General features: G+C 43.0%; 17 protein-coding genes. 11 read left to right on the top strand and 6 right to left on the bottom strand.

Going from position 1 to position 18,923, the window contains the following annotated elements:
• The first annotated feature begins 7 nt into the window (after positions 1 to 7).
• The 3 genes from tatA to tatC are packed head-to-tail and all read left to right on the top strand — an operon-like array spanning position 8 to position 1,399.
• Positions 8 to 265: a Sec-independent protein translocase subunit TatA gene (gene tatA / locus VHA01S_RS00100; RefSeq protein WP_023402339.1), complete on the top strand. Its 258-nt coding sequence runs from the start codon at positions 8 to 10 to the stop codon at positions 263 to 265.
• Positions 266 to 268: 3 nt separating this feature from the next.
• Entirely contained in the window at positions 269 to 607 is a 339-nt protein-coding gene (gene tatB, locus VHA01S_RS00105) for a Sec-independent protein translocase protein TatB (protein WP_023402340.1), read from the top strand.
• A 45-nt stretch (positions 608 to 652) separates the two neighbouring features.
• Entirely contained in the window at positions 653 to 1,399 is a 747-nt protein-coding gene (gene tatC, locus VHA01S_RS00110) for a twin-arginine translocase subunit TatC (protein WP_023402341.1), read from the top strand.
• A gap of 55 nt (positions 1,400 to 1,454) precedes the next feature.
• Here tatC and VHA01S_RS00115 read toward each other — a convergent pair whose 3' ends face one another.
• Complete coding sequence (locus tag VHA01S_RS00115; RefSeq protein WP_023402342.1) at positions 1,455 to 2,216, bottom strand: TatD family hydrolase; 762 nt, start codon at positions 2,214 to 2,216, stop codon at positions 1,455 to 1,457.
• Positions 2,217 to 2,348: 132 nt separating this feature from the next.
• Here VHA01S_RS00115 and hemB point away from each other — a divergent pair, with 132 nt between their 5' ends.
• The 3 genes from hemB (at position 2,349) to polA (ending at position 7,045) form a co-directional block, all read left to right on the top strand.
• A complete protein-coding gene (gene hemB / locus VHA01S_RS00120) occupies positions 2,349 to 3,362 on the top strand; it encodes a porphobilinogen synthase (protein WP_023402343.1) in 1,014 nt (337 codons plus the stop codon).
• A gap of 63 nt (positions 3,363 to 3,425) precedes the next feature.
• Entirely contained in the window at positions 3,426 to 3,860 is a 435-nt protein-coding gene (locus VHA01S_RS00125; RefSeq protein WP_023402344.1) for a GNAT family N-acetyltransferase, read from the top strand.
• A gap of 380 nt (positions 3,861 to 4,240) precedes the next feature.
• Positions 4,241 to 7,045, top strand: coding sequence for a DNA polymerase I (gene polA / locus VHA01S_RS00130; RefSeq protein WP_023402345.1), 2,805 nt, complete (start codon positions 4,241 to 4,243; stop codon positions 7,043 to 7,045).
• Between the two features lie 566 nt (positions 7,046 to 7,611).
• Here polA and yihA read toward each other — a convergent pair.
• Complete coding sequence (yihA, locus tag VHA01S_RS00135; protein ID WP_023402346.1) at positions 7,612 to 8,265, bottom strand: ribosome biogenesis GTP-binding protein YihA/YsxC; 654 nt, start codon at positions 8,263 to 8,265, stop codon at positions 7,612 to 7,614.
• A 212-nt stretch (positions 8,266 to 8,477) separates the two neighbouring features.
• On the opposite strand from yihA, the gene VHA01S_RS00140 reads away from it, so the two are divergent.
• From VHA01S_RS00140 to hemN, 5 genes are all read left to right on the top strand, one after another.
• The gene (locus tag VHA01S_RS00140; RefSeq protein WP_023402347.1) at positions 8,478 to 9,095 is read left to right on the top strand and encodes a c-type cytochrome; all 618 of its coding nucleotides are present in this window, start codon (positions 8,478 to 8,480) and stop codon (positions 9,093 to 9,095) included.
• A gap of 731 nt (positions 9,096 to 9,826) precedes the next feature.
• Complete coding sequence (locus VHA01S_RS00145) at positions 9,827 to 10,477, top strand: class I SAM-dependent methyltransferase (protein ID WP_023402348.1); 651 nt, start codon at positions 9,827 to 9,829, stop codon at positions 10,475 to 10,477.
• On the top strand, positions 10,464 to 11,012 hold the full coding sequence (yihI, locus tag VHA01S_RS00150; RefSeq protein WP_023402349.1) for a Der GTPase-activating protein YihI: 549 nt from the start codon (positions 10,464 to 10,466) through the stop codon (positions 11,010 to 11,012). Before VHA01S_RS00145 ends, yihI begins: the two co-directional genes overlap by 14 nt.
• Before the next feature lie 6 nt (positions 11,013 to 11,018).
• Entirely contained in the window at positions 11,019 to 11,507 is a 489-nt protein-coding gene (locus VHA01S_RS00155) for a DUF2489 domain-containing protein (protein WP_023402350.1), read from the top strand.
• Positions 11,508 to 11,636: 129 nt separating this feature from the next.
• Positions 11,637 to 13,010: an oxygen-independent coproporphyrinogen III oxidase gene (gene hemN / locus VHA01S_RS00160; protein ID WP_023402351.1), complete on the top strand. Its 1,374-nt coding sequence runs from the start codon at positions 11,637 to 11,639 to the stop codon at positions 13,008 to 13,010.
• A 70-nt stretch (positions 13,011 to 13,080) separates the two neighbouring features.
• On the opposite strand, the gene VHA01S_RS00165 is transcribed toward hemN, so the two are convergent.
• From VHA01S_RS00165 to glnL, 4 genes are all read right to left on the bottom strand, one after another.
• Entirely contained in the window at positions 13,081 to 14,871 is a 1,791-nt protein-coding gene (locus tag VHA01S_RS00165) for a GtrA family protein (protein ID WP_023402352.1), read from the bottom strand.
• Positions 14,840 to 15,802: a glycosyltransferase family 2 protein gene (locus tag VHA01S_RS00170; protein ID WP_023402353.1), complete on the bottom strand. Its 963-nt coding sequence runs from the start codon at positions 15,800 to 15,802 to the stop codon at positions 14,840 to 14,842. The genes VHA01S_RS00165 and VHA01S_RS00170 overlap by 32 nt, the downstream gene beginning before the upstream one ends.
• A 423-nt stretch (positions 15,803 to 16,225) precedes the next feature.
• The gene (glnG, locus tag VHA01S_RS00175) at positions 16,226 to 17,635 is read right to left on the bottom strand and encodes a nitrogen regulation protein NR(I) (protein WP_023402354.1); all 1,410 of its coding nucleotides are present in this window, start codon (positions 17,633 to 17,635) and stop codon (positions 16,226 to 16,228) included.
• Positions 17,636 to 17,659: 24 nt separating this feature from the next.
• Complete coding sequence (gene glnL / locus VHA01S_RS00180) at positions 17,660 to 18,715, bottom strand: nitrogen regulation protein NR(II) (RefSeq protein WP_023402355.1); 1,056 nt, start codon at positions 18,713 to 18,715, stop codon at positions 17,660 to 17,662.
• Positions 18,716 to 18,923 lie beyond the last annotated feature (208 nt).

Genomic DNA, 18,923 nt, shown 5'->3' on the forward strand with positions numbered 1-18,923 from the left:
ATTACACATGGGTGGAATTAGTATTTGGCAACTTTTAATCATTGCAGTGATCGTAGTTCTATTATTTGGAACTAAGAAATTGCGTGGTATTGGTGGCGATCTTGGCTCGGCAGTTAAAGGCTTCAAGAAAGCGATGTCTGAGGAAGAAGCAATCACTAAAGATGCTAAAGAGTCAAACGATGCAGATTTTGAAAAGAAAAATATTTCTGAGCAAAAAACTGCAGAGCAAAGCACTGAGAAGCAAAAAGATAAAGAGCAGGTTTAATCCGTGTTCGATATTGGTTTTTGGGAGCTGATACTCATCTCCGTTTTGGGGCTGATTGTCTTGGGGCCTGAGCGTCTCCCTGTCGCTATTCGTAGTGTGGTTCGCTTTATTAATTCAGCAAAATCTATGGCAAATAATGTCAAAGATGAGTTGGATCATGAGCTCAAAATTCATGAACTTCAGGAAAACCTGAAAAAGGCAGAACAATTGGGGATGAAAGATATGTCTCCAGAGTTACGCCAATCTGTAGAAGAGCTAAAAGAAGCTGCACAAAGTGTTCAGCAACCCTACAAGTCTTCAACAAGCACCAAAGAGTCGTCTTCTCCTAAGTCACAAGATTAATCAATAGGGGCACTGCCGCCCCTTTTGTCATTTATAGAGGTTTCTATGTCTTCGGTTGATTCCAACCAGCCATTGATGAGCCATCTGATTGAGTTACGCACTCGTTTATTGCGCGCAATTAGTGCAGTGATGGTGGTGTTTCTATGCCTGATTTATTTTTCGGGTCATATCTATGAGTTCGTATCGGCTCCTTTAATTGATCGTTTACCCGAAGGGGCAACGATGATTGCAACGGATGTCGCGTCACCGTTTTTTACGCCACTTAAACTGACTTTAATCGCTTCAGTGTTTCTCGCCGTTCCGTTTATCTTGTATCAAGTGTGGGCCTTTGTCGCACCAGGGTTGTATAAGCATGAGAAACGCTTAGTGATGCCACTGTTGTTCTCAAGCTCACTGTTATTTTACTGTGGTGTAGCATTTGCCTACTTTGTGGTATTCCCGCTAGTGTTTGGCTTTTTTACCGCGATATCGTTAGGTGGGGTTGAGTTTGCGACGGATATCTCCAGTTATCTCGACTTTGTTCTAGCGTTATTTTTAGCGTTCGGTATCGCATTTGAAGTACCGGTCGCTATCATCTTGCTGTGTTGGACGGGAGCAACAGACGTGCAAACACTAAAAGCCAAGCGACCTTTTGTGGTTGTGGCCGCTTTTGTAATTGGCATGATGCTAACGCCGCCCGATATTATCTCTCAGACCTTGTTGGCTGTGCCAATGTTGCTGTTATTTGAAGTCGGCTTGTTCTTTGCGCGCTTCTATACTCGAAAAGATGAGGACGAAGAGCAAGCAGAATAGACTCTGCTTTCTCTTTCACTGAATAAATCACAAAAAATCCCCGTTGGGGATTTTTTTATAGGTTGAATAACTGCACTGCGTTTTGGGTAGTGAGTGCATCTACCTCTATCAGGCTCAACTCTCTCAGGTCGGCAACTCGCTGTGCGACTAACTGAGTGTAAGCGGGTTCATTGCGCTTGCCTCGGTGAGGGACAGGAGCAAGGTAAGGGCAGTCGGTTTCTAGTATTAGGTATTGTAAGTCCAAGTGCGGAATGACTTTATCCATACCGCCATTTTTAAAGGTCGATACGCCGCCAAGCCCTAAATGAAAGCCAAGCTCATTGATGGCTTTTGCTTCTTCGACACTGCCACCAAAGCAATGGAATACGCCACGCAAAGAACCGTCTTGTTCCTTTTTCAGCAGACTAAGTGTTTCCTCAATAGAATCTCTGGTATGGATGACGACCGGAAGGTCGCGTTCTTTAGCCCAGTTTAGTTGGGTGGAAAACGCATACTCTTGTTCTTTACGAAAAGTTTTGTCCCAGTAGAGATCAATGCCAATTTCACCTACCGCAATAAAGTTGTGTTTATCAAACCAACTTTCTATTTCAGTTAAGGTTTGCTTGATGTCTTGGTTTACATAGCATGGATGCAATCCCATCATCGAACGGCAAATATCAGGGTAAGCCGCTTCGGTGGCTAGCATAGGTTGAATAGACTCTAGGTCGATATTGGGCAGTAATATTTGATTAATCCCAGCTTGCAGAGCGCGCTCTACAACTTGGTCTCGATCTTGGTCAAATTCACTGGCATAAATATGGGCGTGGGTGTCGATCATGGATAAACATCATTTGTTGGCTATTTGTGCTCCAGTATATGTGCATTCGTTCTATTTTTCATGTTCTGTGCGTTCCTAGTGGAATGGTTAATGTTATGATTTAGCACAGTTGTTTCATACAAGGATCGAACCATGTCCGCACTTATTCAAAGCCCATTTCCTGCGCGTAGAATGCGCCGCATGCGTAAACATGACTTTAGCCGTCGTTTGATGGCAGAAAACAAAATTACCGTTGATGATTTGATTTACCCAATGTTTATTTTGATGGGTAAAGATCGCCGTGAGTCAGTTGAATCTATGCCGGGCGTTGAGCGTCTTTCTATCGATCTCATGTTGGAAGAGGCAGAAAAACTGGCTAATTTAGGGGTTCCTGCCATCGCGTTATTCCCTGTAGTAAACCAAGATGCAAAAAGCCTGTGCGCTATTGAGGCGTATAACTCCGAAGGTTTAGTGCAGCGCGCGGTGCGTTTGCTGAAAGAGCATGTACCGCAAATTGGTGTTATTACCGATGTTGCTCTTGATCCTTATACAACACACGGACAAGACGGCATCATTGATGAAGAAGGCTATGTGCAAAATGACGAAACTACCGCAGTTTTGATCAAGCAGGCACTTTCGCATGCAGAGGCGGGTGCTGATGTTATTGCTCCTTCAGATATGATGGATGGTCGCATTGGTAAGATTCGCGAAGCGTTAGAAAAAGCCGGGCTCATTCATACTCAGATCATGGCTTATTCTGCCAAGTATGCGTCTAACTACTATGGCCCATTTAGAGATGCGGTCGGCTCTGCGAGTAACTTAAAAGGCGCAGATAAAAAGAACTACCAAATGGACCCTGCAAATAGCGATGAAGCGTTACATGAAGTGGGGCTGGATATTGCTGAGGGTGCCGATATGGTCATGGTTAAACCTGGTATGCCGTATCTAGATGTGGTTCGCCGAGTGAAGACTGAGTTGCAAGTTCCGACATTTGCTTACCAAGTGTCCGGTGAATATGCAATGCACAAAGCAGCCATTCAAAATGGCTGGTTGAAGGAAAGAGAGACGGTTTTAGAATCGCTACTATGCTTTAAGCGTGCTGGCGCTGATGGTATTTTAACTTACTTCGCTAAAGACGTGGCGCAGTGGTTATCTGAAGATCAATAATCGCACAGCAACATCATGATTTAGGCCCTTTTTAGGGCCTTTTGTATATGTAGAGGAGGCGACATGTCTATTGTCATCCGTGAAGGTTCATTGGCTGAAGCTTTGCAGGTCATGAACTCGATTTCTGAATTTTCTAAACCAGAGAGTCTCGAAACTCTTAACTTGCGTTTAAACAACAAAAAATCGCTGATTCTTATTGCAGAAGAGTGTGGGGTATTGCTCGGCTTTAAAATAGGTTATGCGCAAGATGACGACACCTTTTACAGTTGGCTAGGTGGGGTCAATGCTGAGGCTCGCGGTAAAGGTGTTGCACAATTGCTGTTAAACGAGCAGCAACGTTGGGTGAAAGAGGCGGGATATTGCTGGCTAACCGTTAAGTCACAAAATCAGTTTGCGGCCATGTTGAGGCTACTACTGAGAAATGGTTATTGGATTGAAGAATGCGAACCTTATCCAAACCCTCTCCATAATCGACTCTATTTTAAAAAAGCTCTATAGCGTAAAAAATGCACTACTCTATTAAGGTTGTTTGTTGCGCAAGCGCGCTGTTCAATATTTCCTCATGAAAATCTTTGTCCACACACGCCGATCAGGCAAGGATCTTTTAAATGATCGCTAGATCTGATTTAAGTTATTGATTTTTAATAATTAAAAATCAATAAAAGCAACTTTATCTACAGGCTTTTTAAGTTCGCAAATAATTTGCACACACACTTATCCACAGGCGAGTCTGTTGATATTGGTAATATTTGTTAGTGTGATTCAAGGGTATCTAGATAAGCGGAGTGACTCGTGGCATCCTATAGCAAAGTTATACCAATTGTTGTAAGTAAGTGATTGGTATTATCCCTCCTTCTACCTAAGCTGGACACCAATACATGGCAACTATCCCCGAAAATTCGCTGATACTCATTGATGGCTCTTCATACTTATATCGAGCATTTCATGCATACCCTGGCACCATGAGTAATGGTGAGCATCCAACCAATGCCGTTTATGGCGTAATGAATATGCTCAGAAGCATGATGCGTCAATTCTCTAGTGAGCGTATTGCGGTGATCTTTGATGCCAAAGGTAAGACATTCAGAGATGATATGTATCCAGAATACAAAGCGAATCGTCCGCCAATGCCAGACGATCTGCGATCTCAAATCGAACCTTTGCACAACATGATTAAAGCCATGGGCTTACCTTTGATTTCCATCACCGGGGTAGAGGCTGATGACGTGATCGGCACTTTATCTGCCGCAGCATCGAAGAAAGGCATGCCTGTGCTGATCAGTACTGGCGATAAAGATATGGCGCAGCTGGTGGATGAAAACGTTACCTTAATCAACACCATGACCAATGTGGTATCCGATAGAGAAGGGGTGATTGAAAAGTTTGGTATTCCGCCTGAGCTGATTATCGATTATCTGGCTTTGATGGGAGATAAGGTCGATAACATTCCTGGCGTGCCGGGTGTGGGTGATAAAACTGCTACTGCTCTTTTACAAGGTATTGGCGGGCTTGACGATATTTACGCAAACCTTGATAGCATTGCCGCACTGGGTTTTCGCGGTTCAAAAACTATGGCCAAGAAATTACTCGAACATAAAGAGTCGGCTTACCTTTCTTATCGCCTAGCCACTATTAAGCTAGACGTAGAGCTCGAAGTGACTTTAGATGATTTGGTTAAAGCGACGCCGGATAAAGATTTACTGATTTCTCTATATGGCAAAATGGCGTTTAAATCTTGGTTAAATGAATTGTTAGAAGGTGGCACTGGTGTGGTTGAGGCTGATGAAAAATCAGGTCGAGCCATCAGTGGTGCTGGGGCGAAAAAAGACATTACACCGACCATTTCTGAGAAAGCCATCACGATTGATCGCAGTAAGTACCAAACTATATTGGATGAAGAGAGCTTTAACACTTGGCTAGAGAAGCTAAAACAAGCGGATGTGTTTGCCTTTGATACGGAAACGGACAGCCTAGATTACATGGTGGCTAACCTAGTGGGCTTATCCTTCGCCACCGAAGAAGGTGAAGCCGCTTATGTTCCGGTTGCTCATGACTATTTAGATGCCCCAGCGCAACTTGAGCGCAGTTGGGTGCTAGAGCAACTTAAGCCACTGCTTGAAGACCCTAAACAGGCAAAAGTGGGGCAGAACCTAAAATACGATGCTTCGGTACTCGCTCGATACGATATCGACATGCAGGGCATTGCCTTTGATACCATGTTAGCGTCTTACGTCTACAACAGCGTGGGCGGCAAACATGATATGGATAGCTTGGCACTGCGATTTTTGCAGCATCCATGCATCTCTTTTGAACAAATTGCCGGTAAAGGCAAAAAGCAGCTCACCTTCAACCAAATCGACTTAGCTGAAGCTTCACCGTATGCGGCAGAAGATGCCGATGTGACGCTACGACTGCACAATCATCTGAATGCATTTTTAGAACAGAACGAAAAACTTAACTCTGTTTATCAAGAGATTGAAATCCCACTCATACCGGTACTTTCGCGCATTGAGCGTCGCGGGGTATTGATTGATGACATGCTGCTAGGGACTCAATCACAAGAAATTGCCCAGCGTCTGGATGAGTTACAAGCAAAAGCATTTGAGCTGGCAGGTAAAGAATTTAACTTAAGCTCGCCAAAACAGTTGCAAGGAATTCTATTTGAAGAGATGGGATTACCTGTCATCAAGAAAACACCTTCTGGCGCACCATCAACCAATGAAGAAGTGTTGCAAGAGCTTGCCTTGGATTACCCACTGCCGAAACTGATTCTTGAGCATCGTGGCTTAGCGAAATTGAAGTCTACTTACACTGATAAGCTGCCGAAGATGATCAACCCAAGTACTGGACGTGTGCATACTTCATATCATCAAGGTGTGACCGCAACCGGACGTTTGTCCTCGACCGATCCTAACTTGCAAAACATCCCTATTCGTAATGAAGAAGGACGTCGTATTCGTCAGGCATTTGTGGCCCCACACGGTTGGAAAATTCTGGCGGTCGATTACTCGCAAATTGAGCTGCGTATCATGGCACACCTTTCGGGTGATAAAGCGTTACTGGAAGCCTTTAGAACTGGTAAAGATATCCACGCAGCCACCGCTGCCGAGATCTTAGAGGTCGATATAGACCAAGTCACTAGTGAACAACGTCGCCGTGCTAAAGCGGTTAACTTTGGTCTTATCTATGGCATGAGTGCCTTTGGCTTAGCCAAGCAACTGGGCATTCCGCGTGGCGAAGCTCAGCACTATATGGATACTTATTTTGAGCGTTACCCTGGCGTAATGCAGTACATGGAAGAGACTCGCAGCCAAGCAACCGAGCAAGGCTATGTCGAAACCTTGTATGGACGTCATCTATACCTGCCAGAGATAAATTCTCGTAACGGTATGCGTCGTAAAGCGGCCGAACGTGCGGCAATTAACGCACCGATGCAAGGTACGGCAGCAGATATCATCAAGAAAGCGATGCTGTTAGTCGATGAGTGGATCGAAAAGCAACAAGGTGAACCTAAGGTTCGTATGTTAATGCAAGTACACGATGAACTGGTTTTTGAGGTTCGTGAAGATGTATTACAAGAGATTGAAAGTAACATACAGGATTTGATGGAGTCTGCGGCTACATTGGATGTCCCGCTAGTGGCTGATGCAGGCCATGGTGACAATTGGGATGAGGCCCACTAGGCGATTATTTATACATAATAGGTTGTTAGTGAGATGTGTATCACTTAATGCAACCTTTTATTGCCTGTAATTTAAACAACAATAGGTTAGGTGGATTTTTTCAAAGGAAAGTTTTTTTTTGAAAAAAAACTACAAAAAGTGTTGGCATTTGTTCTCAGATCGGGTAAATTTATCTGTGTAGGGTACAGAGGTAAGATGTTCCATCTTTCAGACCTTTTGTTTCACGTTATTAGAATTTATATAAATTCATACGCCTCAGTCGGTATTTGACTGAGGCGTTTTTTATTGCCTAAAAGAAACCAATAACCCTTATCTTATAAGGGGTTTACCCTTTTTGCTTTTCATTAAACTCCACTAATTTCTGCCTGTATTACTTAAGCAAATATTAATCCGTCTTTTATTTGTACTGATCTTTCAAAGTGTTGAAAAACAATAAAATTAGCATTTTTATGCTAAAAACTGCCCAGATCACTCAATAAGTATTCTGTAATTTAGAAACAAAAAACGCGACCTATATTAAGGGTCGCGTTTTTGTTTAGTGTTTATTTAGCAGATAGGTGATGGCGCTACTCTTGTTCAGGTGCGCTTTGTTCATCATCTTGTTCAAGCTGTGCAAAAGCCGGTGCAAACCAGCTATCTAATCGAGCTCGTAATTGTTCGACACCAAGCCCTTTTAGAGACGAAAATACTTCAACATTAACATCACCACCAAAACCAACAGCATCTTGGCGGATTTTAAGTAATGTTGCTTTGCGAGCGCCACTTTTTAGCTTATCAGCTTTCGTTAACAGCACTTGTACTGGAATACCTGAATCGACAGCCCAAAAGATCATTTGTTGATCAAGGTCCTTCATTGGGTGACGAATATCCATTAATACCACTAAGCCCTTTAAGCATTGGCGTTTTTGTAGGTACTCACCCAAGCTTTTTTGCCATTTCTTTTTCAGTTCTAGAGGTACTTGGGCAAAGCCATATCCCGGTAAATCGACAATGTGGCAGTTTTCATCCACTTTAAATAAGTTGATGAGCTGTGTACGACCAGGGGTCTTACTGGTTTTTGCAAGTGCGCGTTGATTGGTTAGGCGATTGAGCGCACTAGATTTTCCCGCATTTGAACGACCAGCAAATGCGATTTCGATGCCTTCATCTTCAGGAAGGTGACGAATATCTGGGGCACTAGTTATAAAATGCGTATTTTGGTAATGAATTTTTGCGCTCACTGTTAACTCCATCGCGACTTTGTGTAGTCGACTGATTACTTTTTTGTGAATTTGTGTAAAATAACCGTGTTCGGCATTAGTTCGCCTATTCTAGCACGACAAAAGGCGACACCTATGGCTTGTTCAACTTTTCGGGTACTTTTATTCAATCTAGAACATAAAAACTGAGCATACCTTAGCCACGGAAGCTCAAATTATTATAATGGAATGTCATGAAGAAATTAGCGCTAATAGTAACTCTTTTTGCTAGCTGCTCAGTATGGGCTGCAGGTAGCATAGAAGCAGGTAAGCAAAAATCAGCAACATGTGCGGCGTGTCACGGTGCTGATGGAAACAGTCCTGTTGCTCTATATCCTAAATTGGCTGGTCAACATGAAGGCTATCTTACTAAACAACTTAAAGATTTTAAGTTGGGAGCAACCAGTGGTGGTAAGCAGGGGCGTTATGATCCTGCGATGAGTGCCATGGCTATCCCACTATCTGAACAAGATATGGCTGATATATCTGCTTATTATGCCTCTTTACCTACGTCAGAGAATACCACTCCGGAAGATGTTGTTGAGCAAGGACAAGAGTTATACCTAGCAGGAAATGCTGAGCGAGGAATTACCGCTTGTGTGGCGTGTCATGGCCCAAGAGGTAATGGTACTAGCTTATCGGGTTTCCCTAAGATATCTGGGCAGCATGCTGACTACATTAAGCTGCAGTTGCAAAAGTTTGCATCGATGGATCGTAACAACGACCTTAACGAAATGATGCACGATGTATCCAAAAAGCTGACCGAAGAAGAAATTGACATATTGTCTAAATATGTCGGTGGTCTTCACTAATCAATCTATTTATTCAAGGTGTTGTTACTAAAAACATGCCTTACTAAAGATATAGAGACTCGCTCTGAGTCTCTATGTCTTAAATGACTTACCTCTTATCATTTCCGATATCTAGCTCACATAATTCAATCCACAGTTATCTTTATTCATTGATTCGCTTAAGCGTTATTAAGGCATTGAAAAGTAAGCACTATAAATCTAATTTGTTGAAAGTGTGATCCATTCGTATTGTTTAGTAATTGCACATTTTTATATCAGTAGTAGAGTAGTGTAGGTCGAAGGATGCGATGATTGAAGTTTTCAATCTTACTCAGGATGAGTAAAGGAAAGCACCGCCTTGGGCGACTTTGGGTAAACAATGGATGGTTTTTTTTCTCATGTTGAGAACCCTGATAGGAATGGCTTAGGATTAGCCCAGCAAATGGATATTTGCTACGGATTTCAAAAATCATCAGGACGATGAATAACAACATTTGGGCACGGAAAGCATTAATAACAAATGGAATTTTGCGAGCGATAGGGTGACCTATCGCTTTTTTATTTTCTAAATATTGTTAACACTCAACGTCTGCTATAGATATACAGACTTGCTGTGCGTGGCTGCGCGCCGTTTTGATGTTTGAGCCTATTTCCGCTACAAACAGAAAAAATCCACGAAATTGCAGATTTTTTCTACACTCTTTCTTCATATTTTGTTAAGTTGCGCCTCTTACGCTAAATAGGCATCTTGAATGTTAGATTGTCCACTTTGTCATCATGATGACATCCAATTTTATTGGGAAGATAAGCGCAGGCAATATCTGCAATGCCAGCGCTGTAAGCTAGTATTTGTTGACCCCAATCAGAGATTAGATTCAAGCCAAGAAAAGGCGCATTATGATCTACATGAAAATGACCCTTCTGATGCAGGTTACCGCAGATTTTTATCTAGAGTTCAGGTGCCACTTGTTGAACGTATAGGTCATCATAAGCAAGGGTTAGACTTTGGCTGTGGTCCTGGTCCAACGTTATCTTTAATGATGGAAGAGGCCGGTCACCATGTAGACTTGTATGATCTCTACTACTATCCAGATAGCAGTGTACTGAATAAGCGCTATGACTTTATCACCGCAACCGAAGTGATAGAGCACTTATATAAACCCGATGAGGTTTGGGCGCAGTGGATAGAAATGTTAAAACCAGGTGCTTGGCTGGGTTTGATGACCAAAATGGTGCGCGGAGTCGAAGCCTTCGCTACTTGGCACTACAAGAATGACCACACACATGTTGTGTTTTTTAGCAGAAGCACCTTTGAGTTTTTAGCTGTCCGAGACAAGCTAGAGCTAGAATTTATTGAAAACGACGTAATTTTATTGAGGAAGTCGAGCAATGAGTCGACATAAGAAATCGAGAAAACCAGGTTCAGTTGTTGAAGTAGAACCAACTGTAACTCGCAACCGATCAACATCGGATGTGGAAGGACGCCTACGCAAGAAACTGAAAAAGCGTAAAGGCCAAAAAGCCGGTAATCGCCACTCGGTAGAGAATGAATCAAAAGATAGCTCGGGACGCACTAAGCGTGATCCTCGCCTTGGTTCAAAGAAGAAAATCCCATTAATTGTGGAACCTACCGTTAAGCCAACCAAGCAACAGCGTAAATACACAGCTGAGCAAGAGTTGGATGCGTTAGAAAATGATGCACAATTGAATGTGTTGCTTGAGCGTATCGAGAACGGTGAATCTCTAGGCGGCGGTTTACAAGCTTACGTTGATCAGAAACTGGATCGTATTGAAGTGTTAATGAACCAATTAGGTTTGTTAGAACCAGAAGACGAAATTGAAGTGCCGGTTGAACCAACCAAGAGCAAGAAGCCACGTACTGAAGATGAGCTACTTGCGTCATTTGAAGATCTAGATTTGGGCGATTTCAAGGACTAAAAATCAATGGATATGGCTGTGTTGGCTTCTATCGGAGCTATCATCATCCTTGGATTAGCTGCTTATGCTGCTTATTTACTGATAAAACTAAATAAGCAGAAGCAACTTATTCAGCAACATCGAGCACTGGCTGTTGCTAAGCGCAATGCGAAGATTTTTGAGAGTGTTGATACCTTGTGCCTCGCAGGCATACAGGGTCAATGCGATCTTTCTGAGCTGAGTATTCGTTTGTGCAACATTCTGGACTATGTGCAGGGTGAGCAGCGTATCGACGTGGCAACGCGTTATCCCGCGTTGAGTGAGCTGTTTCAGGTAGTGAAAGATATGGCTCGCGGTGATGAGCGCCAACAACTGGCTAAGCAAGAGCGCATGCAACAAAACTTAGCCCGCCATAAAGCTGAAACTCGTTTGAATGATGACATTATTACAGAGTTGAAAGATTTGCAGAGTCGAGTTGCTCCACTCAATCAACAGATTTCGATTCAAATGAAATAGCATCTATTATTGGCGTGATCTAGCTATCAAATATTTATCGCTCTCTATGATACTTTTTAGCTATAAAAAACGCCTCTTTATAGCTGTGGCATAATAACCCCCTCTCTTAGTTGTTCTTAGGATATCCATATGTCTAGCCGACAAATTATCTGGGATCAGAGTGTATTGGATAAATACAATTACTCTGGACCTCGCTACACCTCTTACCCAACGGCCGTGGAATTTCACGAAGCATTTACTGTTGCTGAGCTAGACATTGCTTATATGCAATATCCAGAACGACCTTTATCTCTGTATATTCATATCCCATTTTGTCACAAGCTTTGCTATTACTGTGGCTGTAATAAAGTGATTACTCGCCACCAAGAAAAAGCCGATGATTACTTGGATGTACTAGAGTTTGAAATTCGCCAACGTGCCGCTTTGCTCTCACAGCGAAAAGTGAACCAATTGCACTTTGGCGGAGGCACTCCAACCTTCTTAACTAAGCCACAAATCACTCGCCTAATGACAGTGATTTATGATGAATTTAACTTTAATGCCGATGCCGAAATTAGTATTGAAGTTGACCCGCGTGAGATAGAGCTGGATATGCTCGATCACTTGCGTGACAGTGGCTTTAACCGTTTAAGTATAGGTGTACAGGATTTCAATAAAGAAGTGCAAAAAGTGGTCAATCGTGAGCAAGATGAAGAGTTCATTTTTGCTATGGTCGCTAGAGCCAAAGAATTAGGTTTCCGCTCAACTAACTTAGATCTTATCTATGGTTTGCCGCTACAAACTGCCACATCTTTTGCGGAAACAATGCGTCAAGTGCTCACCATGCGTCCAGGTCGTTTGTCAGTCTTTAATTATGCGCACATGCCACAATTGTTTGCGGCGCAACGTAAAATCAAAGATGAAGATCTTCCTGTCGCCTCTGAGCGTATGTCGATTCTGCAACAAACCATTGAGACACTGACCTCTGAAGGCTATCAATTTATAGGTATGGATCACTTTGCGCTTCCAGAAGACGAGCTGGCAATTGCTCAGCGCAATGGTGAGCTGCACCGAAACTTCCAAGGTTATACCACTCAAGGTGATTGTGACTTAATTGGTTTTGGGGTGTCGGCTATCTCTATGGTGGGCGATACTTATGCGCAAAACCAAAAAGAGTTGAAGCTGTATTATGCGCAAATGGAAGAGAAGCGTCATGCTTTATGGAAAGGTGTTTCTTTAGACAGTGATGATCTTATTCGTCGCGAAGTGATTAAACAGCTTATCTGTAATTTCACTCTGAATAAGAGCGATATTGAACAACAGTTTGGACTTACTTTCGATAAGTATTTTGATGAAGACTTAGGCTTGCTACAAACCTTCGTGACCGACGGTTTAGTGGAAGTGTCTGACTCAGAAATTCATGTGAATTTACGTGGTCGTTTGTTGATTCGAAATATCTGTATGTGTTTTGATAAATACTTCAGAGCGAAGGCGCGTCAGCAACAATTCTCACGCGTAATCTAATTCGTAATTCTAATCTATTCATTACAAAAAAATCAGGGTAAGAAGCCTTCTTACCCTGATTGATTGCATGTTATTCCATCGAGACAAATAGCTCTCGACCTTCCTTCTTCACTCTAGCTTCACCGGTCACCGCACTTCTAGAGACGTTATTTACTACAATCCTTTCTCCGCGCCATCCATATTGATACAGATAAGGTCGAATGTAGTGATAGCGTAAATTAGACGAATTAGTAAACGATCTTGAGCCAGTTTTATCTAGCATATATTGGGTCATTTTCTCTTCATCCACACTGACTGTGACCTTATCAAACGCTTGTGACTGACGAAGATAATGGTGTGGATCGTGCTCTTCTAAAATATGGGTAATCACACTGCGGTTAAACGCATAGTGGTAATTGTAGCTATGCATTTGGTATGAAAACGGTATAAACAAACTGATCAGAGTCAGTACTCGCCAGTGTTTATTGACAATTAACAACACTAGCATTGCCATTCCAATCGGCAATGTGACCCCTGAGCGCAATGGTACATCGACCCCTAGCGGCACAACGCTGGCATACAATGACACCACCACGATCAATACTATCGCTGTGTATTTGAAGCTCTTTACCAGTGCCCAGATAAAGGTCAGTGCAATGGGAACATAAAATAACGGGCTTAGCTTAGCTAAGTACTGCACTTCATAGTTAAGGTTGCCGGCACTTTTAGCAATATTTGCCAGCAACGCAGATAAGCTATTGGACGGCGTTTCATGTCGCCAGCTAACAAAGTGAATCAGAGAGGCATGCTCGGTAAATATTGAGGTGTATAGATACACTAAACCATTGGCAACTGCGTACCCTAATACATAACCTACAATCCAAAAACACAGGAATTTGCAGATATCGACATAGCTAGACTTACCTAGCTCGGCCACAAACAACAGTGGCATTAAAAAGTAAAAGGCCGGGTAGGTGGCGAAGAGAAAAATACCGGCTACAACCAACAACAGCTGACGATTGAACTTATCTTTGTAACAAGCAAACAATGCCAACATAAAACAGCCTGGAACGAGAGTCATTGGCCATTTGAGTAGCATAGTAAAAGACGGGACATTGACGATGAGCAAGGCAACAGCAATGGCTAACCAGCGCTCCTTTTTAACACCCATTACGACTTTATAGGCAAAGATAAAGATAAAGAGGTTGGCTAAAGAAGCGGCCACCACGGCGGGCAGTTCCTTTAATACGCCATATAAAGCAAAGTTAATCCAACGCCCTTCGGTAACAAATTTTTCGCTGTAACCGTCCATATACGGTAAGGCATCATGTGCGATATTGGCCGACATAGCTAAGTGTAAATTGAAGACCGAAATACCGGCAAAAATCACAATTAGTAGCCACTGTAGAACAGATAATAGGTCTAGATGACCATCGTCGTCATATAAGCCTTGTAACAAAGTTGGCATTGAGACCCCTTCAGTAAATATTTTCTTATAGCCAAGGTAGTTAATTGCCATTGAAACGCACACGGCTAGCGCCTGCCCAACGTAAACATGCAATCCAACATAATGGACCAATATAAATAAAGCGCCGGTTGAGCAGGATAAGGAGGCTAAATTCACCACACAAAAAGGGATGAATTGACCGCCTTTTTTCTCACTGTTGAATACGAAAGTACGATTTAATGCATAGCTGATTAGCATGCCAATAAAATACGATAAAACCGAAGAAACTAAGTAGCGTCCAGACAGCTCATAAATAGCCATAAATGCTAAATAAGCGGCGATGGTATTTACCCCACCGACCAAAGCAAAGCGAATTTTTTGGCGTAGATCTGAATACAACAGATTACTCAACAGTTGAGTTGTTTTGGTCAACATCGTGTTCTCGGTTTTTCTTGATGATATACAGTGGGCGATCTTTCGATTCGTTGTAAATACGTGCGATGTATTCACCTAAAATGCCAATAGAGATCAATTGCACTCCGCCGATGAACAAGATCGCAACCAGTAACGATGCCCAGCCAGATTCCCAATGGTCGGTCATTAAGCGAATGTAAACAGAGTAAAGCATCATCAACATCGCCACACCCGAGCACATAAAGCCCATCATAATGGAGAGTTTTAGTGGTTTGACGGAGAAGGATAAAATGCCATCAATGCCAAACTTCAGCATCTTAGTGAGTGGGTACTTGGATTCACCAGCAAAACGAGCGCTACGCTCATAATTAATCGAGGTTTGATTAAAGCCAATCCAACTGACCATGCCGCGAATAAAGCGTGATTTTTCCGGCATCGCAATTAAGTGATCAACCACTTGGCGATCCATTAAGCGAAAGTCGCCCGTATCGAGAGGGATTTTTACTTCTGATAAGTAGTTTAATAAACGGTAAAACCATTTTGCGGTGATGAGCTTAAATTTAGATTCACCATCGCGGCTTGCGCGGGTGCCATACACCACATCAAAACCGTCTTCCCATTTGGCAATCATGTCTTCAATGAGTTTAGGTGGATCTTGCAAATCGGCATCAATTAACACGACAGCATCACCTGTACTGACATCTAAACCGGCACTGACCGCTTGCTGGTGACCAAAGTTTCGTGAAAAAGAAATAACACGGATATTGTCATGAGCCTTATTGTGTACCAATAATTTTGCTTCCGTATCGTCAGCACTGCCATCATTCACAAAGATCAGCTCAAATTGATAATTAGCAATACTGCTGGTGACGGACAGCAATTCTTGCACTGTCGTATCAATGACTTCACTCTCGTTATAACAAGGTATAACTATCGAAACCGTTTTATTCATAATTCACCCAAACTTTATCACGCAGGTCTCCGCTGTTACTTATTAACGGTGAGTTATTAACATACTCATAGCCGTATTAAGCTCAGCGGTTCATATAATCAAAAACGATTCTATAAAAAAATGCGCAATTATGGATTAGTACAATCTTACATCTAATCATTAGCTATTAAATAAGCAGTCAAATGTAAACAGCCAGCAGCTTAACGATCTGTATGTTTACCGACTGGTTGCGATAGTGTTAATGTTTTTGCGTATGCAGTATGGTTTAAGCAAAAAATGCTAGATAGAGAGAATAAACGAAGGGCTAGCTAGCGTTGTGAGATAGATGAAATAACGGTTGTTTTTGGGTTTTTGGGTTTTTGGGAGTGAAAGTAGTCACCAGAAGATGACCACTTTTTCCTAGCGGATGATGAATGTAGAGGATTAAGTCATGCTCAACTCTTTTAGCTTGCGAGTGAGGGTATTTCTTCCCCAACCCAGAACTTTAGCCGCATCTTGCTTATGCCCATTGGTGTGGTTAAGAGCCACTTTTAATAAGATACGCTCAAACTCTGGCAGTGCGTGTGCGAGGAGCTCGGTTTCGCCTGAAGCTAGCGCAGAACGAGCCCACATCTCTAATAGTTCTTGCCAATCAGATCCTTCATTGCTCGATGCTAGACTGCGCTCTTCGACTAATTCCTGCGGCAAATCGGCCGGTAATATTTCGCTGCCACTTGCCATGACGGTTAACCAGCGGCTGGTATTTTCTAACTGACGCACATTTCCCGGCCAGCTAAGTCGAGTTAATATTTCGGTCGCTTCTTTAGAGAGGGTTTTCACTTCCACCGCTAATTCTTCGGCGGCTAAGTTTAAAAAGTGTTGAGCCAATTTAGCGATATCTTGCTTGCGTTCTCTAAGGGCTGGAATGTGCACTCGAATCACGTTTAAGCGGTGGAAAAGGTCTTCGCGAAAATCCCCGTCTTTTACTAATGACTCAAGGTTTTGGTGAGTGGCTGCAATGATTCGTACATCCACTTTTATCGCGGAATGTCCGCCCACGCGGTAAAACTGTCCATCGGCCAGTACGCGCAATAAACGAGTTTGGATTTCGAGCGGCATATCGCCTATTTCATCAAGAAACAATGTACCGCCATTGGCTTGCTCAAAGCGCCCTTGGCGCACGCTATTCGCACCGGTAAATGCGCCTTTTTCATGCCCAAAAAGCTCTGATTCTATTAAGTCTTTTGGAATGGCCGCCATGTTTAGGGCAATAAATGGATTTTTACTGCGAGGACTGTGCTTGTGCAAAGCGTGCGCAACCAGCTCTTTACCTGTCCCCGATTCGCCATTAATAAGCACAGAGATTGATGAGCGAGACAGACGCCCTATAGCGCGAAACACTTCCTGCATGGCAGGTGCTTCACCAATAATTTCAGGGGTGTCCGTTTGCAGGGTGTTGGCGGCATTGTTGGTTTGTTTTTGATCGTGACTGTGAGTAATGGCGCGATTGGCCAAAGCTAGCGCTTCATCAATATCAAAAGGCTTAGGTAGGTATTCGAAAGCCCCTTCTTGATAAGCATTTACTGCCGCATCAAGATCGGAGTGCGCCGTCATTATGATGACAGGTAGCATAGGGTCGGCTTTGTGGATTTGTTTAAGTAGTTCTAAACCATCCATGCCAGGCATGCGGATATCGGAAATGATGACATCCGGCACTTCACGCTCTAGTGCTAAAAGCACACTCTCGGCGTCAGCGAAGGTTTCACATTTGATATTAGCGTTAGATAAGGTTTTTTCTAGAACCCAGCGTATAGAACTGTCGTCATCGACGACCCATACATAGCCTTTACTCATAATTCTGTCTCCTAGCGCTGTTTTCTAATAATCTAAAATGGGTAGATAAATAGTGAAGGTGGTTTTTCCGGGCCAACTGTCCACATCAATTTTGCCTTGGTGCTGGTCTATGAGATTTTGAGAAATAGACAATCCAAGCCCCGTTCCCCCTTCTCGTCCACTGACCATGGGGTAGAACAAGGTATCTATCAGCTCGGGTGGAATGCCCGGTCCATTGTCAGTCACTTCAATTCTGGCCGCCAGTTTGATGCGTTTACCGTGAATGTTTACTTGGTGTTCTGTACGAGTGGTCAAGGTGATTCGGGCGTCCTCATGACCTTGTAAAATCTGCGCAGCATTGCTGACGATATTTAGCAGTGCTTGTTCTATCTGCTCGCTATCGATAGCGATATCAGGAAGGCTAGGGTCATAATCTCGCTCAATACGAACATTCTCTCCAAGCTCTAGGCTGACTAACTGACGCACCTTTTCTAAGATAACGTGAACATTTTCCGGCTCTTTGGTACCGAGCCTTTGCGGCCCAAGCAGTCGATCCACTAAGTTTCTTAGCCTATCGGCCTGCTCAATGATGATTTGTGTGTATTCACGCAGTGATTCTGAAGGCAACATTTTTTCGAGTAATTGCGCTGCACCACGTAATCCGCCCAACGGATTTTTGATTTCATGTGCAAGGCTGCGTACCAATAGCTTGGCTGCTTGTTGCTGAGCGTGTTGGTTCAGTTCTTGATTGAGCCTTCTTTGTTGCTCTACTTGACGAAGCTCAACCAACAGCATGACTTTTTTGTCCCACGAAATAGGGCTAATGGTGAGTTCAAGCAGCAGTGGTTTGCCATCGATAACAAAGGTTACGCCGCTGTCAGTTATTCCTTGCCCAGAAATAAGGGGCTGTTCAAAGACTGAAAAATCTATCGAGGAGTGTTCAACCATCTCAGGTAGATGCTGATGAATACACCGATTTTTGCTTTGCCCAAATAGCTGTTCGGCCGATGGGTTCAAGTAGCAAACGGTCAACGATTCATCGAGCAACAAGGTGGCTGTAACAAGTTGCTCTAAGACAGTTTCAGCTAATGGTTTACTCACAGAAAGTCCTTTTTAGTGCGTAGGGTCAATTCAGTTAAATTATTGCACAAATTTGGTGCAATGAGAGCTTATGAATGTAGTTATTCGCCCATAATCTAAATGATGCAAAAACCTTGCCGTTTTTGGTTTTATTGAGGCTTAATTTGTTACAAGCCTGTGTTCAGAAATAGTGCAGACAAAATGCTTTCTGATGAATACCAATCACACT

The sequence above is a fragment of the Vibrio halioticoli NBRC 102217 genome, assembly GCF_000496695.1.
Classification (GTDB): domain Bacteria; phylum Pseudomonadota; class Gammaproteobacteria; order Enterobacterales; family Vibrionaceae; genus Vibrio; species Vibrio halioticoli.